The following is a 26,858-nucleotide window of genomic DNA, read 5'->3' as shown; positions in this document are numbered from 1 at the left end:
CTGACGCCGCCGACGCCCGTAGCCGGGACGATGAGTGTCATCTCGCGTTCGACGCTCGCCGTGGCCGTGGTCGCGGTGGCGATGGCGGCCCCGGTCGGCGTCGTCCTCGCCGCACCCGGTGGGTCGGGTGCCGGCCAGTCCGCCGGCGCGTCACCGGGGGCCGGCGCCGCAGTCGTCCAGGAGACGCCGAACGAGACCGCCACGACGCCCGGCGGGAACGACAGCGCCGGCAACGGCTCGGCCGCCGGGGACGGACCCGGCAACGACACCGACGCTCCGACGGACGACGGGGTCGGGGCCATCGAGTCCTACGACGGCGCCCACGTCGGCGTCGGCGTCGAGCCGACGACCCTGACCGACTACACGGTCGACGGGACGACCTACTTCGACTCCCTCGCCGTCCAGTCCCGAACCGACGCACAGGCGGCCGGTCTCGCCGACATCGGCGTCTCGTTGCCGGCGCTGAACACGCTGCCGGGCGCGAACCTCACCGTGACCTCGCGGACGGAGGCGAACCTGGACCTCCGGACCGGCTCGGGCGCGGCGCTGTCGGTCCACGACAACGAACACGGTATCGTCGTCGTCCGCTCGAACCGGGGGACCCAGTACGTCCTCGCCAACGTCTCCGGCGAGGCCGAGGCCGCCTACGAGGGCGACTCGCAGGTCATCGTGACCAACGAGGAGCGAGCGGAGGCCTCCGTCACCGTCGTCGGTAACGGGAGCGTCGGCGTCAACGACGAGGGGAACGTCGTCGCCGAACTCGGCCGGGACGGCATCCTCGTCGTCCGCGCCTACCAGGGTAAGCGCGGCACCGACGACCGGAGACAGGAGCAGTTCGTCGCCGACGGCGTCGCGACCGGCGAGGTGTACGTGATGGACCGCGCGAACGGCACCGTCGTCGACACGGTCGTCTACGAGAACGAGACGACGCTGAACGCCTCGGCGTCGAACGGGACGGTGAACCTCACCGTCGACCGCTCGCAGAAGCAGGGCGCCGTGGTGTTCACGAGCGTCACCGAGACGGTCGCCGACCGGCCGGAGGAGGTGACGGTCCTCGTCGACGGTGAGACCGTTCCCACGGCCCGGACCTACGCTCAACTCCGCGTCGCCGCGAACAACGGACCGGAGTCCCGCTACAAGGTCTCTCCGAGCACACAGCCGGGCGCCGTCGCGGACGTCGCCATCGCCATCAACCACTTCTCGGCCCGCGAGGTGACGATTCGAGGGTTGGAGGCGAACGGGACGAACGCGACGACGACGGCGACGACCACCGCGGAGGGGCCCGACGGGTCGAACGGTTCGAACGGGACGGTCGCCCCGAACGGCTCGACCGGGACGACGAACACCTCGGTCGGCAACGGCACCGGCGGTGAGAGCACCGGCGCCACGTCACCCGGATTCGGGGCGCTCGTCGCGCTTCTCGCCGTCGCCGCGGTCGCGCTCGCGGCCGGCCTGCGCGGTCGGGTGCGGTAGTTCGCCCCGCACGGCGACACCGGTGCGCCCCGGTCGCACAACGGACACAACGACTAATTTCCCCCGCTCGCACCTCCCTTCATGCACGTCGTCATCATCGGTGCCTACGGGAGTGCGGGCGTCGCCGTCGCCGAGCGACTGTCGAGCCACGTCGGAGAGAACCGCGAACTCGACCGACTGACGCTCGTCGACGACGGGGAGCCGGGTGGCGGGCTCTGTATCCTGCGGGGCTGTATGCCCTCGAAGGAGGTGCTGTCGGCCGCGAGTCACCGCTATCAGGCCCGTCACGACGAGCGCCTCGTCGGCGAGCCACCCGAGATGGACCTCGACGCCGTCGTCTCGCGGAAGGACGAACATATCTCGAACTTCGCGGGCCACCGCCGGAGCGCCGTCCACTCCATCGCCGAGCGCGACGGCGTCGAGTTCGTCCACGGGACGGGTGCGTTCGTCGACGACCACCGGGTACGCATCGACCCGACGGACGACGGACGCGGCACGGTCGACCGCCGGGAGCCGTACGAGGTCGACGCCGACTACGTCGTCGTCGCCACCGGCTCCTCGGTGAACGTCCCCGACCTCGACGGCATCGACGACGTCGACTTCCTGACCAGCGCGGACGTACTCGACGCGACCGAGTTGCCCGACTCCGGGGTCGTGATGGGATTCGGCTACGTCGGCATCGAACTCGTCCCGTACCTCGCGGAGGCCGGCGTCGACCTGACCGTCGTCGAACACGACGACCGGCCGCTCGACGAGGCCGACCCCGAGTTCGGAGAGGAGCTACTCTCGATGTACCGCGAGGAGTGGGACGTCGAGGTGCTGACCAACACCCACGAGCAGTCGGTCGAGCGGACCGACGACGGCGGCGTCAGGCTCCACGTCGAGCACCACGGGGACGGGTCGGCGCTGGCCGAGCCGACCGAGCGGGTGGTCGACGCCGACGAACTGTTTCTCTTCACGGGTCGACGCCCGACCGTCGACCGACTCGGACTGGAGCACACGCCCCTCGAACCGGAGGAAGGGTGGGTCGAGGACACGATGCGCGCCCGCGACGACGACCGGACGTTCGTCGTCGGCGACGTGAACGGGAAGGAGCCGATACTCCACGTCGCCAAAGAACAGGGGTACGCCGCCGCAGACAACATCCTCGCCGACGTGCGCGGGGAGCCCCTCGAGGAGTACCAGCCGCTCCACCACCACGTGATGTTCTCGGGGGCCGCGGTGTACCCGTTCGCCCGCGTGGGCCACTCCCGGCGGACGGCCGAGAAGCGGGACCTCGACTACCTCGCCGTCTCCCGCGAGGCCGCGGACGACGGCGTGTTCAAGACGAAGAACGCCTCCCGCGGCCGGGCGACGCTCGTCGTCGACGCCGCGGACGGGACGGTGCTCGGCTACCAGGGGCTGCACTACCACGCCGACGTGATGGCGAAGACGATGCAGGTCGCCGTCAAGGAGCGGATGGACGTCCGCGACCTGCCCGACCGAGCGTACCACCCGACGACCCCGGAGATTCTCGACGGGCTGTTCCGCGAGGCGAAGGCGAAACTGGACTGAGTCTCGGGCTCCTGTCGGTCGGTCTCACTCTCCCGTCCGGCCGAATCTGCGCTCCGGTACCGGCTCCCACGTCAACACATGCCTACCGTGCATTAGAGCGTGCAATTAAAATGCGCCAAGCGAATATCGTCGGCCACATGGCGACGTTATCGTTCGAGCCGCTGACGTACGACGACCTCTCCGAGGCGGAGCGCCCGACCTTATTGCAGGCGCTCGTCCCCGTCGTCGGGATGCTCGCCTTTCTGAGCGTCGGGGCCATCATCCTCGAACTCGACGCGCACATCCCCCTCCTGTGGGGGATGGTGTTGACCGGGCTGGTCGGACGCTACTGGATTGGCGTCCCCTGGGAGCGCATGTACGAGGGTGTGGTCGACGGGCTCCGGATGGGGATGCAGGCCATTCTCATCATCTTCATCATCTACGCGCTCATCGCGACGTGGACCGGCGCGGGCACCATCCCGGCGCTCATCTACTACGGGCTGGAGCTGTTGAACCCGACCATCTTCCTGCCCGTCGCGGCGCTTCTCGCGACCGGAGTCGCCTTCGCGGTCGGCTCCTCGTGGACGACGGCCGGGACGCTCGGCGTCGCGTTCGTCGGTATCGGCGCCGGCCTCGGGGTCCCCGAGCCGATGACCGCCGGGGCCGTCCTGACGGGTGCCTACACCGGCGACAAGATTTCGCCCCTATCGGACACGACGAACCTCGCGGCGGCGGTGACGAACACCGACCTCTACACCCACATTCGCACGATGCGCGTCGGAACGGGCATCGCCCTCCTGCTCTCGCTGGTCGGCTACAGCTACCTCGGTCTCGCGGCCACCGGCGACATCCCGGTCGGCCGCGTCGCCGAGATTCAGTCGGCCATCACCGGCGCGTACTCGGTGACGCCGCTGGTGTTCCTCCCGCTGCTGGTCACGTTCGGGCTCGCGCTCCGCGGGTACCCGGCGCTCCCCTCGCTTCTCGCGGGCGTGTTCGCCGGGGTCTTCACCCAGATATTCGTACAGGGTCCGCTCTCGGTCGAGGGGTTCGTCGGCGCGTGGGACGTGGTTCAGAACGGGACCGGACCCGAGACCGGCCTGGCGCTCGCCAACGACCTGCTCTCCACCGGCGGGTTCATCGGCTCCTCGTGGACCATCACCGTCGTCGTCGCGGCCCTCGCCCTCGGTGGCCTCCTCGAACGGACGGGCTGTCTCGCCGTCATCGCCCACCACCTCGGGCGCGGCATCGTGTGGCTCGGCGAGTACGAGACGCCTCGGATCGAGCCCGGCTCGTCGTTCGGCCGGACGCTCGCTCGCCCGGTCAACGCCGTCGGCGACGCCGTCGACAGCCTCACGGACCGTGTGGCCGTGCTCATCGCCGGCACCGCCGTCTCGGCGTTCGGGATGAACGTCCTCGCCGCCGAGCAGTACATGAGCATCGTCGTCCCGGGGCTCAGCCTCCGCGGACTGTACGACGACGAGGGACTGGAGTCGCGCAACCTCTCCCGGGCCGTCGAGGCCGCCGGGACGACCACCAGCGCGCTCGTCCCCTGGAACGCCGGCGGGGTGTACATGGCGACGGTGCTGGGCGTCCCGACGCTCGCGTACGCGCCCTACTACTTCCTCGGCTTTCTCTCGCCGCTCATCCTCGTGACGATGGGCGTCACCGGGTGGCGAATCACCCGGCGGGCCGAAGAGACACAGGCCGGCGTGGTCGGGGCCGCGAAGTCCGTGGTGGGGACGGACGACTGAGCGCAACGACGGGCGCGGGTTCGTGCGCGCCCGCATCGCTGACGCGGTGGTGTCGGCGACCGTCGCGGTCGCACCCTCCCCGACCGAGGACAGGAGTTCGGCCGCTGTCGACTTCCCGAAACGCCATTGACCAGGGGCTACCGAGGTGTACCCGATGCTCGAACGGCTCCTAGGTGACGAGGTCGACGATGCGGGCCGGTACATCGCAGAGGTCGTCTACGGCGCGAACGACGGAATCGTTACGACCTTCGCGGTCGTCGCAGGCGTCGCCGGGGCGGCGCTCGACCCGACTATCGTTCTCGTGCTCGGCGTGGCGAACCTCCTGGCCGACGGCTTCTCCATGGGGATGAGCAACTACCTCAGTACCCGCTCGGAGCGCGACTACGCCGCCGCCACGGGTAACGCCGTCCACGACGACCGGACGCCCGGTCGGACGGCGTTGGTCACCTTCCTCGCGTTCGTCGTCGCCGGGTGGACCCCGCTGCTGCCGTACGTCCTCGACCTCCGACCGACCTTCTCCTTCTCCGTCGCCGTCACCGGTGTCGCCTTCTTCACCGTCGGCGCGAGCCGGACGCTCGTGACGAACCGCTGGTGGGTGCGAAACGGCGTCGAGATGTTCGTCGTCGGGATGCTCGCGGCGAGCGTCGCCTTCGCCACCGGGTTCTTCATCGAGGGGCTCGTCTGAAAGCGACCACCGGTCGACGCCCCACGCTACGGTCTTGTCCGTCCGCCGCCAACTACCCGCATGTACGAACGGGTCCTGCTCGCGACCGACGGCAGTGTGGGCGCCGCAGTCGCGACTGCACAGGCCGTGACGTTGGCGGCGGCGTTCGGCTCGACGCTTCACGTGGTGAGCGTCGTCCCGACGCCCGGCCGACGCTCGGCGTCGGCGACGGGTGACTCCGGACCGCCTCTCGACGACGCGGCCGCCGCGTTGGCGACCTCCGCGGAAGCGGCCGTCGACGACGCGGAGACGACGGCTCGGGAGCGCGGCCTGCGGGTCGAGACGGCGGTCGAACGCGGCCGCCCGCATCGGGTCGTCCTCGAACACGCCGACCGCGTAGGGGCCGACCTCGTCGTGGTCGGACGCCACGGTCGGACGAACCGTCCCGAATTCCTCCTCGGGAGCACGGCCGAACGGGTCGTCAGGGAGGCGACGACCCCGGTGCTGACGGCGACGGGTGCGGACGGGTTCGCAGACGTGACGGCGGTACTCCTCCCGACCGACGGGAGCCGGGGGTCCCTCGCGGCGCTCCCGCACGCGGCGGCGCTGGCGCGGCAGTTCGACGCCCCCGTTCACGTTCTCGCCGTCACTGACGTGAGCGTGTTCGACCCCGACGTGGTGGTCGGTCTCCTCGGCGGACTGGCGCGACTCAGCGAACGGTACGCCGACGCGGCGGCGGCGACGCTCGACGCCGAAGGAATCTCCACGGAGACGGCAATCGGGGAGGGCGTTCCCGCCCGCGAGATTCTCGACTACGCGACCGAAGTCGGCGCGGACCTCATCACGATGGGGACCCGCGGACGACGGGGAACGGAGCGGCTGCTTCTCGGGAGCACCGCGAGCAAGGTACTCCGGGGGGCGACACGGCCGGTGCTCACCGTTCGGAGCCCATCCGGACGGGAGTGAGCTACGGCCCGCCGTCGAAACCGTCGCCCCTGGGTCGCCGACGGCTCCCAAGCGACCGCGAACTGCACGAACGCCACACCGTGACGCCGGCGTCGGCAGCGTGAGTTCGCGGCCCTCGCTTCGAGAGGGTCTCCGACTGAACTGACCCCACCGACGCCCGCCCGTCCACTTCCGACACGGGTTTGGGTCGTGGTCCACTACCCTCGGGCATGACGACGACCGGGACGTACCGCGTCCTCGACGGCCCCCGCGACGGCGACGACTGGCTCCTCCTCGACCGGGAGACGTTCGACCCGCTGTACGTCCCCCGCGGCGACCACGGCGTCGACCCCGCGGTGCTCGACGACCTCGAACCGGGCAACCTCGTCGACGCGACGGTGGAGTGGGACGGCGACGAGCCGCGTGTGACCGACCTCTCGGTCCTGAAGCGGACGCGATTCACCTTCGTCGACGCCGTCCCCGAACTGTTCTCGGCGGCCGAATCGACGTGGCAGGCCGCTCTCTCGGCGGGCGAGGGGATGGGCTCGCAGACCACCCACGACACCGACGGCGAGCCCAACGGCGCGCTGTACGTCTTCGCCGAACAGCCGGGCGCCGCCGACCTGTTCGCCGAGTTCCGCGACGGCGAGCGCCCGCTCGACCCGCTGGTCGACCGCGTCAACGACCAGCGCGACGACGACCACGACGTGTTCGTGCTCCGACCCGCCGACGGCGCCTGCGTCTGTGTGTACGTCGTCTTCGAGAAGGACGGCCGGCTCGCGGGCGCCGTCCGGGAGAAGTACGGCCTCGACGCCGAGGGGTCCGGTAGCTCCGGGTCGGGCCTCTCGCTCTCGGGACTGGAGGAAGTCGACGTGCCGGACGGCGACTACCCGACGAAGTAGGTCGAGACCGTTCTCGCCGGCCGAGTCAGCACTGTTCGAAGTCGGCGAGCTCGGCGCCCACCAGGTGTTCGCTCAGTTCGTCGACGCCGGCGTGCTCGCCGTATTCGACGTAGTACGAGGTCGCGGCGTTCGCCAGTTCGAGCGACGGCTCCCACTCCCAGCCGGCGGCGCGGGCGTGCAACAGCGCCGCGCCGAAGGTGTCGCCGCCGCCGGTGGGTCGGTCCGGCTCCTCGATTTTGGGTGCGGCGAGGCGGTACGTCTCGCCGTCTTCGACCGCGACCGCCCCCTTCTTCGCGTGGAGGACGGCCGCGCCGTCCGTCGACTCCGCAACGGCCCGGAGACAGTCGACGGGGTCGTCGCCGTCACAGCCGGCGGCCTCGCCCAGCACCCGGGCCTCGGTCTCGTTGGCGCTGAACAGGAGGTCGTACCCCTCGCTCAGCGTCCGCATCCCGTCGAGGAGGGCGTCGAGCGAGTCGGGGTCGCTCCCGCCCACGTCGCCGGCGTCGAACAGGAGCGGCGTCGGGTCGGCGCCGTCGGTGTCGCCGTCACCGCCCGTCACGGCGGCCCGCTCTGCCATCTCCCCGACCGCGTCCGCCAGCCCCGGGAACGACACCCAGTTGACCAGCGCGACGCCGTCCGCGGTCAGGTCGGCGTCGAGGTCGCGTCCGGCCGCCTCGGCGGCCTCGGCGAGCGTCGCGAACGTCCACTCCTGACTGTCCTCCGAGTCGTTCGCCACGAAGAACGCGTCTTCCTCGAACTCCAGGACGAGAATCTCGATCGGCTCGCCCATCGAGACGGTCTCGTAGGGGTAGCCGTCGTGAATGGGGTGGTCGAGGAGGCCGTAGAGAGTCACGTCGGCGCCGAGGGCGTGGGCGCCGTCGGCGAGGTTCACCGCCTGCCCGCCGGCGCGCTCGGTGTGTTCCTGGGCGTGGACGGAGCCGACCGTCCCTGCCGCGATTAGCTCGCCGAGGTCCGGGGCCGACGCCACGTCGGCGCCGATTCCCACCTGCACGTCGCAGTAGCGGTCGACGCTGCCGTCGGGGAGCGCGGTGAGGGTGGGCGACGGGAGGCCGTCGTCGAGGCGCTCGCGGAGGCGGTCGTAAGGCACGGGTCGTGATTGGTGAGAGGGGTGGAAAGAGCCGACGGCCGTCCCGGACCTCGACGGCCGGCGCTCCCCTCCGATTCTCCGCCCTCGGGAACCACCGCTACCGAGTCGTCGTCGGCGAGCGTATCCCCACCCATGAACGACACGTCAACTCGCACCGCTCGGAGCGTCCTCGCGGGGCTCGTCGTCGGTTTCGCGGCCTGGTTCGTTCCCGTCGTCGCTCTCGTCGCGCCCCTGCTCGGAGGCGGCGTCGCCGGCTACCTCGAACGCGCCGGCGCGAAACGCGGCGCCCTCATCGGCGCCCTCACCGGCGTCCTCCTCGCGGTCGTCACCGCCGTACTGACGACGGTCGGCGCGTTCCTGAACCTCGGTACCGTTCCGTTCGAGAACCTCGGGGAGGTCCCCCTCGCCGGCCTCCTCGTCGGTGGCGTCCTCACCGTCGTCGGATTCGCAGGGAGCGGCGTCGTCGCCGCTGTCGGGGGTGCGCTCGGTGGAACCCTCGAAGCCGACCACCGTGTCGGGACGGACGACGACCGAACCGGCCGGACGCTCCGCGTCGCCGGGAGCCTCGTCGCCGGACTGGTGACCTTCGGGGCCGTCGCCGTCGGCACGACTGCCGTGCTCGACCCCTACATCTGGCCGTCGCTGCTGGTCGGGCTCCCGGTTGGAGCGGTCGCCGGAGTCGCCGTCGCCGTTCTCGGGTATCACTACCTGCCGGGTCGGGTGGAGTCACGTCGGGGTGGGCGGACGGCGTAATCGGCCCCGACGCGTCGTCACGAATTCGTATTCGCTGTCGCTCGCACTGAAGTAGTGGGCTCGGGCACCCGTATGGGCCCGGGTGGAGTCGAACCTCACTCGGACGCTTCCTCGCTCGCTGACGCTCGCGAGACTGCGACCTCCCTGGTTCGACGCCGCCTCACGAACGTACTCGGCCCTCGCTGTCGCTCGGGCACTCGTATGGGCCCGGGCGGAGTCGAACCGGAGCAAGACGTGCTCACTCGCTCCGCTCGTTGCGCGCGACTTGTAGGGTTCGACTCCACACCTCACGGCAGAAACTTACGCTCGCTGTCGCTCGCGGAGTTTCATGGGCTCGGGCGGAGTCGAACCACCGATCTCGGCCTTGTAAAGGCCGCGTCATAACCAACTAGACTACGAGCCCGTACCCGATTTCACCCCACGTGGCCGAATAACCGTTTCCCTTCGCACCGAGTGCCGGGTCCCGGAACGCTTACCGACGACCCGGTCTTCCCGTCGGTATGAACCAACGGGCCCTCCTCGCCCTCGCCGTGGCGCTCGTCGCCGTCGCCGGCGGGGTCGCGGTCGCCGCCGACCTCGGATTTCTGGAGCGCGGCGAGTACGACCGAACGACCGTCACCGTCGTCGACGAGACCGGAACCGCGTCCCCCGACGAGCCGACCGACGCCGCGGCCAGAACCGGGACCGACGAGCAGGCGACCGTGACCGACAGGACGGAGACCGCTACCGCGGCCACTACTGCGACCCCCACCGCCACCGCCACGACGACCGCGACCGACGGCCCGACCTACGACCGCGAGACCGTCAGCGTCGAGAACGGGAGCCGCACGCTGGCGACCATCGAGGTGCGAATCGCCGACACCTACGAGAAGCGCTACACCGGACTGAGCGACACCGAATCCCTCGACTCCGGCGAGGGGATGCTGTTCGTCCACGACGAAGAGGGACGACACGCGTACGTGATGCGCAAGATGGACTTCCCGCTCGACATCCTCTTCGTCGACGCCAACGGGACCATCACGACCATCCACCACGCCCCGGTGCCGCCGGAGGGGACCAGCGGCAACGAGTTGGAACGCTACCGTGGCACCGGGAAGTACGTCCTCGAAGTCCCGATGGGCTACGCGAACGAGACCGGAATCGAGGTCGGTGACCGGCTCGTAATTCCTAACGGAACCGCCTGAGGCCCCTCCCTCGTTCGATTCGTCCCGACGAGCGTCGACCGCGAGCGGCGTCGCTCCCGGAGTGACACGTCCAGAAAAGCGTCCGTGTGGGCACACGGACACGCACAAGGCCGTCCCGAGGGAACCTCGGACGACGGCGTCCGCCCACCCACCCCCAGCGATGGGTTGCGGACACAGACAGTAGTGTATACTGATATATTACTCTTACGCCGGGAGGTCGGTCGGGACCGGTGACCGACTACTTCCGGACGACGACGATGGGGTGGTCCGTCTCGTCGGCGATGGACTGGTAGGTCGCGCCGAAGACCCGCTCGAACTCGGAGTCCTGCGTCTCGCCCATGATGATGAGGTCGTGGTCCCGCGCGGCCTCGCTGATGGCGAACGGGGGGTCGTCCGACACCGCGACCTCGGCGTCGATGGTCGTCCTGTTGAAGCCGGCTTCCACCATCCGGTCCTCGAGCTCGCCGAGCAGCCCCCGCTTCTCCTCGACCGCCGCTTCGGACTCGGCGGCGGAGAACAGCGTCGAGTGAAGCAGGACGTCCTCGTCGAGCATCCCGACGAACCTTCCGATGGGGTCGACGAACTCCGGGTCCCGGACCGATATCAGCACGTCGTCGAGCGCGGTGATGGGGTTGGGGACGAGCAGCGCGTCGACGTCGCGCTCCTCCGCGATTCGGGAGGGAGCGTCGGCGACGTCCTCGCCCATCACCAGCTCGACCTCCGCGACGTCCCCGGCGCGAACGAACTGGTTGGCGTAGGAGTACAGCGTGTTGTACGCCTCTATCTCGCGGCGCTGTCGCTCGTCGGGGTCGATATCGTCCGGCGTCTCGTAGACGCCGACGAGGAGCACGCGGCAGTCGGTGAACCCGCTGACGAACGTCGAGGGGAGCGCCATGGGGTCGGGAAACTCGACCGGAATCAAGAGGGTCTCTTCGGTCATCCGTTCGGTGGAGTTGACGGACAACGCATGTAAAGTTCCGCTGGCCCGTCGGCGGGAGTCGTCGCCGACTCGGGTATTTCGATTCGTAGGGAACGCTTTTTAGCCGACCGACCCTGAACCGAGACAGTGAACGCTTCTCTCGACGACGACGACCCCTTCGAGGAACAGCGGGAGGGGACCGAGAACGCCATGCGACGGCTCTTCTCGGAGTACGGCGCCGACAACGCCCTCCAGTTCGTCGTCGGCGTCCTCGCCAGCGTCGCCGCCCGCGTCCTCGACCTCCTCCCGCCCGTCATCCTCGGCCTCGCCATCGACGCCGTCTTCAACGACGACAAGTCCTTCGCCGAGGGGCTCCCGCTCGTCCCGACCGAGTGGGTCGCCCCGTACGTCCCCGCCGACGCCACCGGCCAGTTCTACTTCGCGGTCGGGCTCATCGGCGTCGGCTTCTTCGGCGGTGCGGCGTTCCACTGGGTGCGCAACTGGGGGTGGAACTCCTTCGCACAGGAGATTCAACACGACATCCGGACGGACACGTACGACAAGATGCAGCGGCTGAACATGGACTTCTTCGCCGACAAGCAGACCGGCGAGATGATGTCCATCCTCTCGAACGACGTCAATCGCCTGGAGCGCTTTCTCAACGACGGGATGAACTCCTTCTTCCGACTGTCGGTGATGGTCGTCGCCATCGCGGCCATCCTCTTCAGCTACAACTGGCAGCTCGCCCTGGTGGCCCTGCTTCCCGTCCCCGTCATCGGGCTGTTCACCTGGCAGTTCATCAAGATAATCCAGCCGAAGTACAGCGACGTGCGCTCGTCGGTCGGCCAGCTGAACTCCCGGCTGGAGAACAACCTCGGGGGTATCCAAGTCATCAAGACCGCGAACACGGAGAACTTCGAGTCCGACCGCGTCGACGACACCTCGATGGACTACTTCGACGCCAACTGGGGCGCCATCAACACGCGCATCAAGTTCTTCCCCGCGCTCCGCATCATCGCCGGCGTCGGCTTCGCCGCCACGTTCCTCGTCGGCGGGCTCTGGGTGCTCACCGGCACCGGGCCGGGACCGTTCACCGGGACGCTCAGCGTCGGCGAGTTCACGACGTTCATCCTCCTCACCCAACAGTTCGTCTGGCCCATGGCCCAATTCGGACAGATAATCAACATGTACCAGCGCGCCCGCGCCTCCGCCGAGCGCATCTTCGGGCTGATGGACGAGCCCTCCCGCATCGCCGAGGACCCCGACGCCGACGAACTCGTCGTCGGCGACGGCCGCGTCGAGTACGAGGACGTGACCTTCGGCTACGACGACGCGGAGACCATCGTCGAGGACGTGAGTTTCACCGTCGAGGGCGGCGACACGCTCGCGCTCGTCGGCCCCACGGGCGCCGGAAAGTCGACCGTTCTCAAGCTTCTCCTCCGGATGTACGACGTGGACGACGGCGCCATCAGCGTCGACGGCACCGACATCCGGGACGTGACCATCCCGAGCCTCCGCGAGAAGGTCGGCTACGTGAGCCAGGAGACGTTCATGTTCTACGGCACCGTCGAAGAGAACATCCGCTACGGCACCTTCGACGCGAGCGACGAGGACGTCGTCGCGGCCGCGAAGGCCGCCGAGGCTCACGAGTTCATCCGGAACCTGCCCGAGGGGTACGACACCGAAATCGGCGAGCGCGGCGTGAAGCTCTCGGGCGGCCAGCGTCAGCGCCTCTCCATCGCCCGCGCGATTCTGAAGGACCCCGAGATTCTCGTCCTCGACGAGGCCACCTCCGACGTGGACACCGAGACCGAGATGCTCATCCAGCGGAGTCTCGACGAACTCACCGCGGACCGGACGACGTTCGCCATCGCTCACCGCCTCTCGACCATCCGCGACGCCGACCAAATCGTCGTGCTGGAGGACGGACGCATCGTCGAGCGCGGCCCCCACGACGACCTACTGAAGAACGACGGGCTGTACGCGCATCTCTGGGGCGTGCAGGCCGGCGAAATCGACGAACTCCCACAGGAGTTCATCGAGCGGGCGAGTCGGCGGCAGGCACGAACCGAGGCCGGCGACGACTAGGCCGGAGCGACCGCGGCTGCGGCGTCCCTCTGGCGCCGCGACGCGCCGTCGCGGAGGTGCGACTGAGCGCCACGACGGCCGCGCGTTCGTGCGCGGCCGATTCGCTGACGCGATGGTGTGACGACTGAGCGCCACGACGCTGGCGGTCCCGTCCGCCCGCGACTCGCTGACGTGATGGTATGGGCGAAGCAACACGACGACGCGGCGGTGTTCGAGACTACACGGAGACGGTTGCCTCGCGATGACCGTGCGTCGTCGTAGAAGAGAAGTCGCCGCCGGCTCAGACCGAGTCGCTCTCTTCGCCCGCGGTGCCGGTGCCGCGGTCGGAGTACCCCTCCGAACCGACGGCCTCCGAGTCGACCATGTTCTTGACCGCCGAGCGGACGGCGTCGGCGTCCTCGAACTCGCCGTCGGTCGGCTCGTACCCCTCGAGTGCCTCCTCGAAGGTCATCTCTCCGCCGGGGAGTTTGAGTTCGTGGTCGCCGTACTCCTCGACCAGTTCGTCCTTCTCGGCCGGGTAGTCGTGTCCGTCCAGTTCGTCGTCGAGGTCGCCGAAGTCGACGCCCTGTTCGCGGTCGTCGTTGGATGCGCTCATCGCTCCGGCCTACGGCCGCCCGGGTCAAACGGGTTGTGCCCGATTCGAGCGCCGGCGGCGAGAAGGTTCAAATACGAGGCCGGGACCACCCTCGCCGTGCGCTGACCGCCACCGCGGGGTGGCTCGTGACGGTTCCCGACCGTCGTCGGTTACTGTCGCCATCGCCGCCGTCGCCGGTACTCCGGCCGACCTCGATGGGGACACCGACCCGACGTGTGCGACACGACACCCTGCGACCGCCGAGCCGGCCTGTGTCGCCTGTCCGCCACGCGTTTCCCTCCGAGCGAGTCGCTTCTCTCCTATCCGGGCGGTTAAGCCCCTACCGTCCCTCGGTGGAGAGCGATGCCCGGTCACGACCCTTCACATCCCGACGACGGTCGCCGTCACGAATCGCTCTCCGACCCGGAGTGGCCGGTCCTCGAATCGGAGACCGAGTACGAGACCGGCTGGTTCGTCGGCGGGTACGACGAGGTCGAACAGCCCGACGGCTCGACGAAGCGCTACTACTGGGCGGAGCTCGCCACGGCGGTCGTCGTCGTCGCCCGCGCCGGCGACGACCTGCTGTTCGTCGAGCAGTACCGCCCCACCATCCGCGAGACCCAACTCGAACTTCCGGCCGGTATCGTCGACGCCGGGGAGTCCTACACGACGGCGGCGGCCCGCGAACTCGCCGAGGAGACCGGTTTCGAGCCGTCGAGTACGACGCTCCTCCAGGAGGTGTGGTGCACGACCGGCCTGCTCCGCCACAAGCGCGCGTTCGTCTACGCCGACGGGCTGGAGCCGGTCGAGGCGAACCTCGACGACAACGAGTTCCTCACCCCCGAGGCCGTCCCCGTCGAGGACGCCGTCTCGACCGCCCGCGAGACGCCGACCAACGACGCGACCGTCGAGGGGGTCCTGCTCGCCGACGCGGAAGGGCTGTTGTAGTCCGAGCGTCCGAACGGCGTCCGCCTCCGAGGGGCTTATCGGCCGTGAGGCGGTACGGATGCGCATGGACGGCGAAGTCTCCCCCGAGGAGGTCGCGGAGCGACTCGACGCGAACGGCGAAGGGATTCGAGTGGTCGACATCCGCTCGAAGCCCGCCTTCGACCGGGGTCACATCCCGGGTAGCGAGAACGTCCCGTTCGACCAGCTCGCGGACCGCATCGCCTCGCTCGAAGGGGCAGAGCGCATCGTCACGGTCTGTCCGCACGGGCAGGCCAGCCAGCAGGCCGCGCGGCTCATCAAGTCCTACGAGGGGACCGCCGACGCGCTCGTCGAGAGCATGGCGGGCGGGCTGGAGGCGTGGGGCGGCGAAATCGAGGCCGCCGAACCGGCGGCGGCCGACGCCGACGAGGGGCCGGACGCGCCGTTCTGACCGCGCTCTCCGCCGGACGCGGGGAGTCGACCGGCGACGCAGTGGCTCCTCGATTCGACCGTCCGATAAAAAGTCGCGTGACGCGCTCGACGCGCGGAAGTCAGGTGCCGACCACGATCAGGCGACGTTGAAGCCCTTGTCGCGGAGGAAGTCCTCCACGCGGCCCGTGTGGTTCCCCTGGAGTTCGATGGAGTCGTCCTCGACCGTGCCACCGCAGGCGAACTTCGACTTCAAGTCGGAGGACAGGCTGTCCATGTCGACGTCTCTGGGGTCGAACCCTTCGATGATCGTTACCTCCTTTCCGTAGCGGCGCTCGTCGATGCGGATGTTGATCTCCTGAGACTCCTTGGCCACGTCCTCGCAGACGCAGAGTTCCTCAGGGAGCCCGCACGTCGAGCAGACTTCCGACATTACAATCCTAGCCTACACGATACGGATATTAAACAGTGTCGGGAACACGGGTCGGTCCCGCGTTCAGTCGGCGGGTTCGAGCGACCGGACTGGGGTGGTCGGTTCGCACAGCGGTCCCGACCGTCGACGCCGAACGGCACGTCGTGGTCGCGCTCAGTTCCGCAGGAGACGACCGACGAGCGGCGTCCGCTCCCACACCAGTTCGTTCACCGTCCGGACCGCCCGGTCGGCGTCCGCCCGGTCGACCGTCGCGCCGTAGTGGGCTCGCTCGTACAGTCGACCGACCTCGACGGCCCGGTCGTCCAGTCCGACGTTGCCGAGCGACTGGAGGTACGAACGCGGCGTCTCCCCGGGGCGTCTGTCGCGGTACTCCCGCGAGAGCAGGTGTTCGAGACGGGTGTAGGCCCGCTCGATGTCCGCCCGTGGCTCGGTCCGGGCGCCGTGGCGGTAGAGCCAGAGCGTTCGGTAGGTCCCCGTGAACGCGCCGAATCGGCGGCCGCCAGCCACCAGGCCGACGAGCAGCGCCAACCCGATGCCGACCTGTTCGCGGGTCGGCGGCCAGGGTATCGAGGGAAGACTACCGCCGATGCCCTCGTCGGCCGTCGTGACGTTGCCGCCGACCCCGGGCTCCTGACCGACGATCTCGTCGCTCGGGCCGCGCGGAGCGTTGCTGTCCGTCCCGTTGGTAGCGTTGCCGTCCGCCTCGGTCGTGGTCGTCGCCGTCGTCGTCGTGTTCGTCTCGGGCGAGTCGGGCGCCACCGTCGTCGCCGTCGTCGTCTGCTCGGAGCCGTCGACGTCGACGTTCGGGTTCCCGTTCTGCCGGGCCTCCTCGACGCGGGCGTTCTCGCTCGACTCCCGCGGTCCGGACGGCGTCGGGTCGAAGTTCACCCAGCCGACGTCGGGGAAGTACACCTGCACCCACGCGTGGGAGTCCAGTCCGCGGACGACGTACTCCCCGTTCTCGACCTGCTGGCCGGAGGTGTACCCCGTCACGAACCGTGCCGGGATGCCCTGCGTGCGGAGCATCACGACCATGGTGCTCGCGTAGTAGACGCAGTAGCCCGACTCCATCTCGAAGAGGAACGCGTCGGCGACGTCCCCGTCGGGCTTGTCGACGGTGAGCGAGTACTGCTTGTTCGACTCGAGGTAGCGCTCGATGGCGACGGCCTTGTCGTAGGCCGTCTCCTCGTCGGCGGTCACCTCGGCGGTCCGCTGCCGGACGCGCTCGGAGGTGCTCTCGGGGAGCTGCAGGTACGCCTCGCTCACCCTCGCCGGGTAGTCGTCGCCGTCGGCTTCCCTGAGCTCACGCTGGGTGTACTCGGGGACCTCGCTCACCACCGAGATGCTCTGGTTCGTCCGGACGGTGCCCGTCGGTCGAAGGTACCCCTGACCGGTCACTTCGGTAGCCGAGGAGACCGAGTCGTCGACGGCGACCGGCCGCCACGCGGAGGGGAGGGCGTTCATGCGGCTGCGCGCCGTGACGGTCTGTTCGACCTCTCGGGCGTCGCCCGGCGGTCCGCCCAACCGGCCGTCGTACGGCTCGGCCTCGCCGGTCCGGACCCACGTCCCGCCGCTGGTACTACCGGTGTAGCGGTCGTACGCCGCGACGCCCCAGTAGTGGCCCTCCTCGCTCTCCATCGTGAACTGCACTTCCGGGGAGAGTCGAATCGAGCCTTGGACCGTGACGCTGTCGGTGCTGGCGGCGCTCCCGACGAGGTTCCCCTGCATCGTCGGCGCCCCGCGGTCCGCGAGCAGGGGCTGGGCGGCGCCGCCGGGGACGACCGTCAGCGTCGCCGAGAGGAGCACCATCGCCGCCACGACGACGGCGAGGGTGTCCCACTGGGCGGAGACGGCGCCGACCTCGCCGAGCGTCCCGAGGCCGACCGCGGCCGCGGCGCCGACGACGCCGACGAGCGTCACCAGCACCCCCGCGTCGCCCGTCAGGACGAAGAAGGCGAGCGCGGCGCCGCCGACGAGCACGCTCCCGACGTAGCGCCCGCGGAGGGCGAGGTACCAGGAGAGGAAGACGGGGCCGGGGGCCATCGCGAGCGCCCACACCCCTGCCTTCGCGAGTCTGAGCACGGAGAGCCCCGTCAGCAGGGCGACGGTGTCGTCGACGACGCGCGCCGTCGTGAACAGCGCCCGGTTGCTTTCGGGCACCGCGAAGTAGTAGACGGCGGCCCCACCGGCGACGAGGACGGCCGTGACGAGCACCGCCGTTCGGAGCCGCAGGAACCGTCCGAGGACGGTCGCCAGCAGGAACGCCCCGCCGACGGCGAGCGCGAAGTCGCGACTGCCGCCGACCACGTCCGTGACGTGATACAGGACGCTCACGTACGAGAGCGTCAGCAGGAGGGCGCCGACGAGCGCCGGGTCGCGCAGGCCGACGTAGCGGCTGGCGGCCTCGCGTGCGGACTGCACGTCGCTCGGGCCGGATTCGCTCACACCGCCACCTCCTCGTGGTCGTCCGGCCGGCTCCCGTCCTCGGCAATCGGGCGACTCCGCGGTCCCGACCCGACCCGGAGCCCGTCGAAGTCGTGTTCCAGCCCGTCGACGGCGACCGTCACGCCGTCGCCCGTCGCCCGCAGGACGATGTCGGCGTCGGCGTCGGCCGCGCTCCCGGCGGTCGTCAACGCACACGCCTCGAGCAGGCGACGCCGGCCGGTCACGCCGGACTCGACCTCGACGGTCTCGGTGGGTAGAACGAGCCGGACCGGCACGTCCACGTCGAGCAGCGCGAGGGTGACGCTGGCGGCCGCCTCGGCCATCCGGTCCGCGCCCTCGGCGCTCGCGCTCGCGGCGACGGTGACCGCCGACACGTCCGCGGCGGCGGCGAACTCGGTGACGACGAGTTCGTCGCGCTTCGCGCTCGCCTTCCAGTTCACGTTGCGTAGGGCGTCGCCGCGGTCGTACTCCCGCAGACGGTCGAACTCGTCGCGCTCTTCGCTGCGCTCGGTCTCGCGCAGACCGAGCAGTTCGTGCTGGGCGGCCCTGCCGAGCCGATAGACGGTCGGGTAGGCGAGTAGCTCGTCGGTGTTCGGGACGCGCAGCTCGCGTTCGAGCAGGCCGAACACGTCGCGGCCGACGACCGTCGCCGGACCGAGCGTGTGGACGCCCCGCCGTTCGTAGGTCACCTCGTAGACGAACGGGTCGCCGCCGACGGCGACGTCGCCGGCGGCGTCACCCGAGAGCCCCTCACTCAGCTCGTCGGTCACGCGGCCGGCGAACGGGCGCGAGACGCCCTCGAAGCGGAGTTCGACCGTGGCGGTCTCGCCGACGAAGTCGTCCGGTGGGAGGTCGCGGGCGAGGTCGGGGACGGGGAACGTGCGCAGCTGGAGGTAGGCGGCCGCCATCGCGACCGCCGCGGGGAGGACGACGGCGTTGATGGCGCGGGCGCCGAAGAGGCCGGCGAGCGCGAATCCGGCGGCGGCGACGACGACCACGCCGCCGCCGCGGCGGGTGAGTCTCATGGGAGGAGGGCCCTCATTCTCGGTCCCCCTGACTCACTCCACCGGGACGGCGTCGAGTGCGTCCTCGACCACGTCGAGGCCGGTCCGCGCCCCGCCGCCGGGAACCACCCGGTGTGCGAGGACGGTCCGCGCCTCGGCCTGCACGTCGTCGGGGATGACGTAGTCCCGGCCGTCGAGCACCGCACGGGCCTGTGCGGTCCGCACGAGGGCGATGGAGCCGCGGGGACTCACGCCGAGTTCGGCGTTCTCGCGGGTGTGGCCGGCGAGTCGGGTGACGTACCCACGGACCGGTTCGGAGACTTCGACTTTCGAGACGGTGTCGCGGGCGCGTACGAGGTCCTCGACGGACGCGACGGGGTCGAGCGACTCGATGGGGTGAGAGCCGGCGACCCGTCCGAGCATCTCCGTCTCGTCGGTCTCGGTCGGGTAGCCCAGTTTGAGCTTCTTCGTGAAACGGTCGGTCTCGGCCATCGGCAGTTCGTAGGTGCGGGACTGCTCGACGTTGTTCTGCGTGGCGATGACGGTGAAGGGGTTCGGGAGCGCACGGGTCTCGCCGTCGACGGTCACCTGGCTCTCCTCCATCGCCTCCAGGAGCGCGGACTGGGTCTTCGGCGGCGCGCGGTTGATCTCGTCGCCGAGGACGACGTTCGCGAAGACGGGGCCGGGCTGGAACTCGAACTCCCGGCTCTTCTGGTTGAACACGTTGACACCGGTCACGTCCGCCGGAAGGAGGTCCGGCGTGAACTGGACGCGCTTGAACGAGCAGTCGACCGAGCGGGCCATCGCTCGGGCGAGCATCGTCTTGCCGACCCCGGGCACGTCCTCCAGCAGGAGGTGGCCCCGGGCGAGCATCGTCACGACGATGTGCTTGATGGCGTCGTGGTGGCCGACGATGACGCGCTCGACGTTGTCGGTGATGCGGTCCGTCAGGTCTGCGGCCTCCCCCACCGGGAGCGCTCCGTCGGTGCCGGCGTCGGGGACGGCTGTCGCTTCTCCGTCACTCATTGGCATTCTCGGGGACCTGCCGGAGACACAGTCGGCGGCGGCAAATGTCTTGGGTCGCTACCTGGCGGTCGACACGTCCGTGCAGGTCGTTCACAGGCCTCCCTGAGGGCGGAATACACGTATATCTGCCGGGTGTGGGCAGTTCGGCCGCAACGGGGGCGCTCGGCCGGCGACGAGCGAGCCGCCCGGTGGTCAGCCGCTCCCGCCGTCACCGACACCTCGGCCGAGTCGTCGCCGGCACCTCGACCGAGTCGCCGTCGGCCGACTCCCAAACCCTCATGGCCCTCGGTCGCCGCCGATAGGGTAACGCGATGCCCTCGGAATCCGCCCTCGGCCCGCCTCCGTCGATGACCGAGGTCAGGGACGAGCTCACGCCGATGCTGAGTCAGTACTACGAGCTCTGTGAGCGCTACGACGACGCGCTCGTCCTCTTTCAGGTCGGTGACTTCTACGAAGCGTTCTGCGAGGCCGCCGAGGTCGTCGCTCGTACGTGCGAGGTGACTCTCACGAAGCGCGAGGACTCCACCGGGACGTATCCGATGGCCGGCCTCCCCATCGACAACGCCGCCTCCTACCTCGACCGTCTGCTCGACGCCGGTTACCGCGTCGCCGTCGCCGACCAGGTCGAGGACGCCGAGGAAGCGTCCGGGTTGGTCGACCGCGCCGTCACCCGTATCGTCACGCCCGGGACGCTCACCGACGACGAACTCCTCGGCGCCGCCGACGCGAACTACGTCGCCGCCGTGGCGCGGGGGGACGGCTCCGACGTCGGGACCGGCGGCGCCGGCGGCGCCTCCGACGCCGATGGCCCCTACGCCCTCGCCGCCGTCGACGTCTCCACCGGCGAGTGTCTCGTCACGAGCCTCCCCGACGCCGAGCGCTGCGTCGAAGAACTGGAACGACTCGCGCCGGCCGAACTCCTCCTCGGCCCCGGTGTCGACCTCCCGGACGACCGCTCGCTTCCGGCGATGGAGAGCGCCCACGACCCCGACGCCTTCGGCTTCGACGCCGCCCGCGAGCGCGTCGGCGCGTACGTCCCCTCGCCCGACGCCGTGCTCGACGCCGAGGTCGAAGTCCGGGCCTGCGGCGCCGTCCTCGCCTACGCCGAGTACACGCAGGGCGACGAGCGACTGGAGTACGTCTCGCGAATCACGCGCTACGACCCCCGCGAGTCGCTCCGCCTCGACGCCACCGCACTGCGCTCGCTCGAACTGTTCGAGACCCGCGGCGACTCGCGGGGCCGGCCGCTCGTCGACGTGGTCGACGACACCGCGAGCGCGCCCGGTCGGCGGCGGCTCCGCGCCTGGCTCCGTCGCCCGCTGCTGGACCGCGAGCGCATCGAGGCGCGCCACGGCGCCGTCGCCGAACTCGTCGAGCGCTCCCTGCTCAGGGAACGTCTCCGCGAACTGCTCGCCGAGGTGTACGACGTGGAGCGCCTCGTCGGCCGCGTCTCGCGGGGCCGGGCGAACGCCCGCGACCTGCGCTCGCTGTTGACGACGCTCGACACGGTGCCCGAACTGCGAGCGGCCTTGGAGGGAAGCAGTGACACGGTCGGCGACGACGCCGACCACGTCGCGTCCGACCACCTCTGCGACCTCCTCGACGCGCTCGACACCCTCGACGACGTGCGCGACCTGCTTCGCTCGGCTATCGCCGAGGAGCCGCCGATGGAGGTGACCGAGGGCGGGGTCATCCGCGAGGGGTTCGACGCCGACCTCGACGACCTCCGCGCCACGGAACGGGAGGGTCGCCAGTGGGTCGCCGACCTCGAAGCGAGCGAACGGGAGCGGACCGGCATCGACTCGCTGGAGGTCGGGCACAACCAGGTCCACGGCTACTACATCGAGGTGACGAACCCGAACCTCGACCGGGTGCCCGACGACTACACGCGCCGGCAGACGCTGAAGAACTCCGAGCGGTTCTACACGCCCGAACTGAAGCGACGGGAGGACGAAATCTTCGGCGCCGCGGAGCGCGCCGACTCGCTGGAGTACGACCTGTTCGTCGAGGTGCGAGAGCGGGTCGCCGCCGAGACCGACCGAATCCAGCGCCTCGCGGACGCCGTCGCCGACCTCGACGCGCTCGCGTCGTTCGCGGCCGTCGCGGTCGCCAACGACTACGTCTGCCCCGAGTTCGGGAGCCACGACGAGGGAATCCACATCGAGAACGGTCGCCACCCGGTCGTCGAGCGCACCCGGCGCGAGTTCGTCCCCAACGACGCGCGGCTCGGGGGCCGACATAGCGAGGACGGCGAGCGCGGCCGAATCGCCGTCGTCACCGGACCGAACATGAGCGGAAAGTCGACGTACATGCGGCAGGTCGCCCTCGTCGTCGTGCTCGCACAGGCCGGCTCGTTCGTCCCGGCCGACGCGGCCCGACTGCCGATACTCGACCGCGTGTTCACCCGCGTCGGCGCCAGCGACGACATCGCCGGCGGGCAGTCGACGTTCATGCGGGAGATGAGCGAGTTGACGGACATCCTCCACGACGCCACCGACGAGTCGCTCGTCCTCCTCGACGAGGTCGGCCGGGGGACGTCGACCGCCGACGGCCGCGCCATCGCCCGCGCGACGACCGAGTTCCTCGCCGAGGCGGTGGGCGCTTACACCCTCTTTGCCACCCACTACCACGAACTGACGGACCTCGCCGAGGACCTCGACTCGGTGTTCAACCTCCACTTCGCGGCGAGCCGCGACCCCGAGAGCGACGGGGAGTCGGTGACGTTCCTCCACCGGGTCCGGGAGGGGGCTGCCGACTCCTCCTACGGCGTCGAGGTGGCGGAACTCGCCGGCGTCCCCGAACGCGTCGTCTCCCGGTCCCGGGCGCTGGTCGACGCCGAACGGGACGGCGCGGACGATGTGAACGGCGCAGACGGTGCGGACGAAGCGACCGAGACCCAGGCCGCCTCGCGGCAACCCGCCGCCGATTCCCGCCAGCGCACGCTCGCCGACGCGGCGGCGACGAACGGGGGCGCACACGTCGAGACCGAGCCGGTGGTTGAGGGAGCCGAGACCGACGACGGTGTCGACGCCGACGTGCTCGCGGACCTCGCGGACCTCGACCTCGCCCGGACGACGCCGCTGGAGGCGCTGAACGCCCTGCACGACCTCCAGCGGCGGCTGGAGGGAGCGGAGGACGGGGGATGACCGACGGGAGTGGTCGGGGAGTCGAACGCCTCCCCGACCGGACCGTCGAGCGCATCGCCGCCGGCGAGGTGGTCACCCGGCCCGCGGCGGTCGTCAAGGAACTCGTCGAGAACGCCCTCGACGCCGGCGCCGAATCAATCGAGGTCGACGTCGTCGGCGACGGAACCGACCTGATTCGTGTCGCCGACGACGGGCACGGAATGGCCCGTGAAGACGCACGTCTGGCCGTCGAGCGTCACACGACGAGTAAGCTCCGGGCCGACGACGACCTCCGAGGGGTTCGGACGCTCGGCTTCCGCGGGGAGGCCCTGCCGAGCATCGCCGAGGCGGGCGAGTTGACGCTGACGACGGCGCCGGCCGACGGGGCGGGGAGCGGCGACGGAGACGGACCCGCGACCCGCCTCGCCGTCGGCGACGACGGCCCCGACGTCTCCGACGCCGGCCGCGCCCCCGGCACCACCGTCGAGGTCCGGAACCTGTTCGCCGACCGGCCCGCGCGCCGCAAGTCCCTCGGCGGACCGAAACGGGAGTTCGCCCGCGTCAGCGACCTCGTCGCCGGCTACGCGCTCGTCCGGCCGGACGTGCGCTTTCGACTCACCCACGACGACCGCGAGACGTTCGCCTCGCCCGGCTCCGGCGGGGACGTGGACGCCGCACTCGCCGTCTACGACCGGACGGTCGCCTCGCGGTCGACGACGTTCGAGGCCGAAGCCGAAGTCGACCTCGACGGCCGCCGGCGGGAGGTCCGCGTCGAGGGGCTGCTCTGTTACCCCTCCGTGACGCGCGCCTCGGGCGAGCACATCCACGTCGCCGTCGGCGGGCGACTCGTCCGCGACGACGCGGTCCGGCGGGCCGTCGACTCCGGGTACGGCTCGCTCCTCCCGGACGGTCGCCACCCGGTCGCGGTCGCCCGTCTCGACGTGCCGCCCGAGACGGTGGACGTGAACGTCCACCCGGCGAAGCGCGAGGTGGCCCACGCCGACGCCGACGCGGTGGCGGGGGTCGTCGAGCGGGCGGTGCGAGACGCGCTCTCCACGGCCGACCTCCGGCGCGCCGGCGACGTGGCGATGGACCTCGACTCCTCGCTCGCTCCCGCCGAGGGGGAGTCGGACTCCCGGCTCGCCGGCGCGACGTACGTCGGGCAGTTCCGGGGGACCTACCTCCTGTTCGAGGCCGACGACGACCTGCTCGTCGTCGACCAGCACGCCGCCCACGAGCGGGTGAACTACGAGCGCCTGCGGGCGGCGGTCGCCGAAGAGGGGGTCCCGACCCGACCCCTCGACCCGCCCGAGACCGTCTCCTTCCCGCCGGGCGAGGCGGCCACCGTCGAGGCCGAGCGCGAGACCCTCGCCGGACTCGGCTTCGACGTGGCGCCCTTCGGAGGAGGGACCTTCAGGGTCCGGTCGGTGCCGGCTCCGTTGGGCCGGGTGGCCGACCTCGACGCGCTCCGTGAGACGGTCGCGGCGCTTCACGCCGGCGGCGACCCGGACGACGGCCGTGAGGAATTGCTCGCCGACCTCGCCTGCCACCCGTCCCTGAAGGCCGGCGACGCCCTCGGCGAGGCCGAGGCGACGGCGCTCCGCGACCGCCTCGCGGCCTGCGAGCGGCCGTTCGACTGCCCGCACGGCCGACCGACCGTCCTCACCGTCGAGGAGTCGGCGCTGATTCGCGGGTTCGACCGACACGCGCGGCTAGGGTAGACGGAGCGAGCGGGCGGTGCGACGGCCGGCTCGGGACGTCTCCGGCCGCCGCTACGGGTGTTTCGCGGCGAGCACGTCGATTTCGTCGATGCGCGGCTCCTCCTCGAACAGCTCGTCGGCCCGGCCCATCAGCTCGGCTGCGATTTCGCCGTCGAGGTGGGCCTGTCGTCCCTCCTCGTCCGGGAACGTGTCGAAGATGCCGAACGTGGTCTCGTCGAACCGGAGCGCGAACCACGTCGTGGTGGCCGCTTCCTCCTCGGCCGCGGACAGGGCGGACTCGAGGAACTCGGCGACCTCCTCGGCTTTGTCGGGTTTGGCCTGCAGGTGTGCCTGCAGTGCGTACTGGGAGTTTGGCATCTCGTCTCACGGGTAGGACTGCCGCCGAATAAGCTCCCGTGTGGGGTGTCGAATCGCCGGAACCGGAGGAGCCATACGCCCCTGTGAATCGACACCCGCGGGCCGCCGCCCGTCGGCAAAAGCCTAAGCCCTCCGACATCCCTCCCTAGCGACATGGGACTCCGCGACCGCACCGAATCGACGCTCCGTGTCAAGCTCGACGCCCTCCTCGACGAACTGGAGGACCCGAAGGAGAGCCGCGAGTACACCTACGAGCGCCTCGACGACGAACTCGCCGCCATCAAGGAGTCCGTCGTCGACCTCGTCACCGAGAAGAAGCGCCTCGAACGACGACGGGACCGCCTCGAAGCGACCATCGAGGAGCGAAACCGCGACGCCCGCGAGGCCGTCCGGGCCGGCCGGGACGACCTCGCCCGCGACATCCTCCGGAAGAAGACGACCGAAGTGACCGAACTCGACGAGCTGGAGGGCCAAATCGACGACCTCGAATCGGCCCAGAAGGAGCTCGTCGACCGCGCGAAGGAGATGGAGCGGCGGGTCTCACGTTACCGCGCGGAGCGCGCCCGCCTCGACGCCGAGGAGGCCGCCGCCCGCGCCGAGGGTGTCGCGAGCGGCGACCCAGAGTCCGCACCCCGGACGGCGGACGCGATGGACGAAATCGACGAACAGGAGGCTCGCGCGGCCGCCCTCGAAGAGCTGGAGGAGTCGGGCTTTTTCGGCGACGGGGAGGAGGACGACCCGGGTGCGGAACTCGACCGGGTGCAGGCCGAAAACGAAATCGAAGACGAGCTCGCGACGCTCAGAGCCGAGATGGGCGTCGACGATGACGAGGAGGGAGACGAGGCTGGGGCGGTAGACGCGGGCGACGGTGAAGACGACGGCGACGACGGCGGGAACTGACCCCCGTCGACCACCCTCACCACGCCTTACAGTCGGCACAGACGAACGCGTCGTCCTCCTCCCAGCGGCGCTCGACCGTCTCGCCACAGGCGCCACAGGCGACGCCCGCCGGGTCGTGCCGCATCGTCGGCGTCGCCGGGTCGACCGCGTCGGCGTCGAGATGCTCCGTCTTCGCTTCCGCGTCCTCCTCGCCGTCAGCGACGTCCGCTTCGTCGGATTCTCCGGCTTCGCTGACCGGGTCGGCCGCGGCGTCGGCGTCGGTGCCGCCCTCCTCCACGTCGGCTTCGCCCTCGTCTCTCGCCTCCGACTCGGCCGTCTCCGCCCCCGTCGCGAACTCGTCGAGACTCCGGTCCCCGCTCATGGTCGCCACTGCGCGACGTGGCTGTTTAGCGGTGGCGACTCCGGAGGTCGCTCGTGCGTGGCAGAAGTCGGTCGTCGTCGTCGTAATCGTCCGCACCGCCGCGTCAGCGAGATACGCGGCGATGAGCCGCCGCGCGTCGTTGCGTTCAGTCGTCCCTCCGCGTCAGCGCGTCGTGAGCCGACGAGACGGCCCACTCACGTTGCGCTCAGTCGTCGTAATCGTCTACACCACCGCGT

23 protein-coding genes and 1 tRNA gene are annotated in these 26,858 nt (G+C 70.3%); 14 read left to right on the top strand and 10 right to left on the bottom strand.

Annotated elements, in window-relative coordinates; translation table 11 throughout:
- Nucleotides 1-30 precede the first annotated feature (30 nt).
- The 6 genes from N5095_RS15925 (at nucleotide 31) to N5095_RS15900 (ending at nucleotide 7,268) form a co-directional block, all read left to right on the top strand.
- On the top strand, nucleotides 31-1,473 hold the full coding sequence (locus tag N5095_RS15925; protein ID WP_267624009.1) for a hypothetical protein: 1,443 nt from the start codon (nucleotides 31-33) through the stop codon (nucleotides 1,471-1,473).
- 81 nt (nucleotides 1,474-1,554) lie between these two features.
- Nucleotides 1,555-3,027 carry a dihydrolipoyl dehydrogenase family protein gene (locus N5095_RS15920; protein WP_267624008.1) on the top strand — a complete coding sequence of 491 codons (1,473 nt, stop codon included), beginning with the start codon at nucleotides 1,555-1,557 and terminating at the stop codon, nucleotides 3,025-3,027.
- 137 nt (nucleotides 3,028-3,164) lie between these two features.
- Nucleotides 3,165-4,757: a Na+/H+ antiporter NhaC family protein gene (locus N5095_RS15915; protein ID WP_267624007.1), complete on the top strand. Its 1,593-nt coding sequence runs from the start codon at nucleotides 3,165-3,167 to the stop codon at nucleotides 4,755-4,757.
- 154 nt (nucleotides 4,758-4,911) lie between these two features.
- On the top strand, nucleotides 4,912-5,442 hold the full coding sequence (locus tag N5095_RS15910; protein WP_267624006.1) for a VIT1/CCC1 transporter family protein: 531 nt from the start codon (nucleotides 4,912-4,914) through the stop codon (nucleotides 5,440-5,442).
- A gap of 60 nt (nucleotides 5,443-5,502) precedes the next feature.
- On the top strand, nucleotides 5,503-6,387 hold the full coding sequence (locus N5095_RS15905; RefSeq protein WP_267624004.1) for a universal stress protein: 885 nt from the start codon (nucleotides 5,503-5,505) through the stop codon (nucleotides 6,385-6,387).
- Between the two features lie 209 nt (nucleotides 6,388-6,596).
- Nucleotides 6,597-7,268: a DUF6663 family protein gene (locus tag N5095_RS15900; protein ID WP_267624003.1), complete on the top strand. Its 672-nt coding sequence runs from the start codon at nucleotides 6,597-6,599 to the stop codon at nucleotides 7,266-7,268.
- A 25-nt stretch (nucleotides 7,269-7,293) separates the two neighbouring features.
- On the opposite strand, the gene N5095_RS22395 is transcribed toward N5095_RS15900, so the two are convergent.
- A complete protein-coding gene (locus N5095_RS22395; protein ID WP_267624001.1) occupies nucleotides 7,294-8,376 on the bottom strand; it encodes a PfkB family carbohydrate kinase in 1,083 nt (360 codons plus the stop codon).
- A gap of 132 nt (nucleotides 8,377-8,508) precedes the next feature.
- On the opposite strand from N5095_RS22395, the gene N5095_RS15890 reads away from it, so the two are divergent.
- Entirely contained in the window at nucleotides 8,509-9,129 is a 621-nt protein-coding gene (locus N5095_RS15890) for a DUF8147 domain-containing protein (protein ID WP_267623999.1), read from the top strand.
- 329 nt (nucleotides 9,130-9,458) lie between these two features.
- On the opposite strand, the gene N5095_RS15885 is transcribed toward N5095_RS15890, so the two are convergent.
- A tRNA-Val gene (locus N5095_RS15885) sits at nucleotides 9,459-9,532 on the bottom strand.
- A gap of 298 nt (nucleotides 9,533-9,830) precedes the next feature.
- Here N5095_RS15885 and N5095_RS15880 point away from each other — a divergent pair.
- Nucleotides 9,831-10,313 carry a DUF192 domain-containing protein gene (locus N5095_RS15880; RefSeq protein WP_390203453.1) on the top strand — a complete coding sequence of 161 codons (483 nt, stop codon included), beginning with the start codon at nucleotides 9,831-9,833 and terminating at the stop codon, nucleotides 10,311-10,313.
- Between the two features lie 238 nt (nucleotides 10,314-10,551).
- Here N5095_RS15880 and N5095_RS15875 read toward each other — a convergent pair whose 3' ends face one another.
- Complete coding sequence (locus tag N5095_RS15875) at nucleotides 10,552-11,253, bottom strand: adenine nucleotide alpha hydrolase family protein (protein ID WP_267623998.1); 702 nt, start codon at nucleotides 11,251-11,253, stop codon at nucleotides 10,552-10,554.
- Nucleotides 11,254-11,442: 189 nt separating this feature from the next.
- Here N5095_RS15875 and N5095_RS15870 point away from each other — a divergent pair, with 189 nt between their 5' ends.
- Nucleotides 11,443-13,320, top strand: coding sequence for an ABC transporter ATP-binding protein (locus N5095_RS15870; RefSeq protein ID WP_267624497.1), 1,878 nt, complete (start codon nucleotides 11,443-11,445; stop codon nucleotides 13,318-13,320).
- Between the two features lie 280 nt (nucleotides 13,321-13,600).
- Here the strand turns inward: N5095_RS15870 and N5095_RS15865 are convergent, their stop codons facing one another.
- Complete coding sequence (locus N5095_RS15865; protein ID WP_267623997.1) at nucleotides 13,601-13,915, bottom strand: DUF5789 family protein; 315 nt, start codon at nucleotides 13,913-13,915, stop codon at nucleotides 13,601-13,603.
- Between the two features lie 342 nt (nucleotides 13,916-14,257).
- Here N5095_RS15865 and N5095_RS15860 point away from each other — a divergent pair, with 342 nt between their 5' ends.
- Both N5095_RS15860 and N5095_RS15855 read left to right on the top strand, forming a co-directional pair.
- Nucleotides 14,258-14,842: an NUDIX hydrolase gene (locus tag N5095_RS15860; protein WP_267623995.1), complete on the top strand. Its 585-nt coding sequence runs from the start codon at nucleotides 14,258-14,260 to the stop codon at nucleotides 14,840-14,842.
- Between the two features lie 64 nt (nucleotides 14,843-14,906).
- On the top strand, nucleotides 14,907-15,272 hold the full coding sequence (locus N5095_RS15855; RefSeq protein ID WP_267623994.1) for a rhodanese-like domain-containing protein: 366 nt from the start codon (nucleotides 14,907-14,909) through the stop codon (nucleotides 15,270-15,272).
- 117 nt (nucleotides 15,273-15,389) lie between these two features.
- On the opposite strand, the gene yciH is transcribed toward N5095_RS15855, so the two are convergent.
- From yciH to N5095_RS15835, 4 genes are all read right to left on the bottom strand, one after another.
- Complete coding sequence (gene yciH / locus N5095_RS15850) at nucleotides 15,390-15,683, bottom strand: stress response translation initiation inhibitor YciH (RefSeq protein ID WP_267623993.1); 294 nt, start codon at nucleotides 15,681-15,683, stop codon at nucleotides 15,390-15,392.
- A 153-nt stretch (nucleotides 15,684-15,836) separates the two neighbouring features.
- The gene (locus N5095_RS15845; RefSeq protein WP_267623992.1) at nucleotides 15,837-18,128 is read right to left on the bottom strand and encodes a transglutaminase TgpA family protein; all 2,292 of its coding nucleotides are present in this window, start codon (nucleotides 18,126-18,128) and stop codon (nucleotides 15,837-15,839) included.
- Nucleotides 18,125-19,153 (bottom strand): DUF58 domain-containing protein, encoded by a 1,029-nt coding sequence (locus N5095_RS15840; protein ID WP_267623991.1) that lies wholly within the window; start codon nucleotides 19,151-19,153, stop codon nucleotides 18,125-18,127. The genes N5095_RS15845 and N5095_RS15840 overlap by 4 nt, the downstream gene beginning before the upstream one ends.
- Before the next feature lie 33 nt (nucleotides 19,154-19,186).
- Nucleotides 19,187-20,158, bottom strand: coding sequence for an AAA family ATPase (locus N5095_RS15835; protein ID WP_267623990.1), 972 nt, complete (start codon nucleotides 20,156-20,158; stop codon nucleotides 19,187-19,189).
- A gap of 311 nt (nucleotides 20,159-20,469) precedes the next feature.
- Between N5095_RS15835 and mutS the strand changes: the two genes are divergently transcribed.
- Both mutS and mutL read left to right on the top strand, forming a co-directional pair.
- Nucleotides 20,470-23,304 (top strand): DNA mismatch repair protein MutS, encoded by a 2,835-nt coding sequence (gene mutS / locus N5095_RS15830; RefSeq protein ID WP_267623989.1) that lies wholly within the window; start codon nucleotides 20,470-20,472, stop codon nucleotides 23,302-23,304.
- Complete coding sequence (mutL, locus tag N5095_RS15825) at nucleotides 23,301-25,004, top strand: DNA mismatch repair endonuclease MutL (RefSeq protein WP_267623987.1); 1,704 nt, start codon at nucleotides 23,301-23,303, stop codon at nucleotides 25,002-25,004. Before mutS ends, mutL begins: the two co-directional genes overlap by 4 nt.
- Before the next feature lie 51 nt (nucleotides 25,005-25,055).
- Here the strand turns inward: mutL and N5095_RS15820 are convergent, their stop codons facing one another.
- Nucleotides 25,056-25,361: a putative quinol monooxygenase gene (locus tag N5095_RS15820; protein WP_267623986.1), complete on the bottom strand. Its 306-nt coding sequence runs from the start codon at nucleotides 25,359-25,361 to the stop codon at nucleotides 25,056-25,058.
- Between the two features lie 153 nt (nucleotides 25,362-25,514).
- Here N5095_RS15820 and N5095_RS15815 point away from each other — a divergent pair, with 153 nt between their 5' ends.
- Entirely contained in the window at nucleotides 25,515-26,261 is a 747-nt protein-coding gene (locus N5095_RS15815; RefSeq protein ID WP_267623985.1) for a PspA/IM30 family protein, read from the top strand.
- Nucleotides 26,262-26,277: 16 nt separating this feature from the next.
- Here the strand turns inward: N5095_RS15815 and N5095_RS15810 are convergent, their stop codons facing one another.
- Nucleotides 26,278-26,622 (bottom strand): DUF7573 domain-containing protein, encoded by a 345-nt coding sequence (locus tag N5095_RS15810; protein ID WP_267623984.1) that lies wholly within the window; start codon nucleotides 26,620-26,622, stop codon nucleotides 26,278-26,280.
- Nucleotides 26,623-26,858 lie beyond the last annotated feature (236 nt).

The sequence above is a fragment of the Halobium salinum genome (assembly GCF_026586625.1).
In the GTDB taxonomy this organism is placed as follows: domain Archaea; phylum Halobacteriota; class Halobacteria; order Halobacteriales; family Haloferacaceae; genus Halobium; species Halobium salinum.
This window is presented reverse-complemented; position numbering and strand designations above follow the sequence as displayed.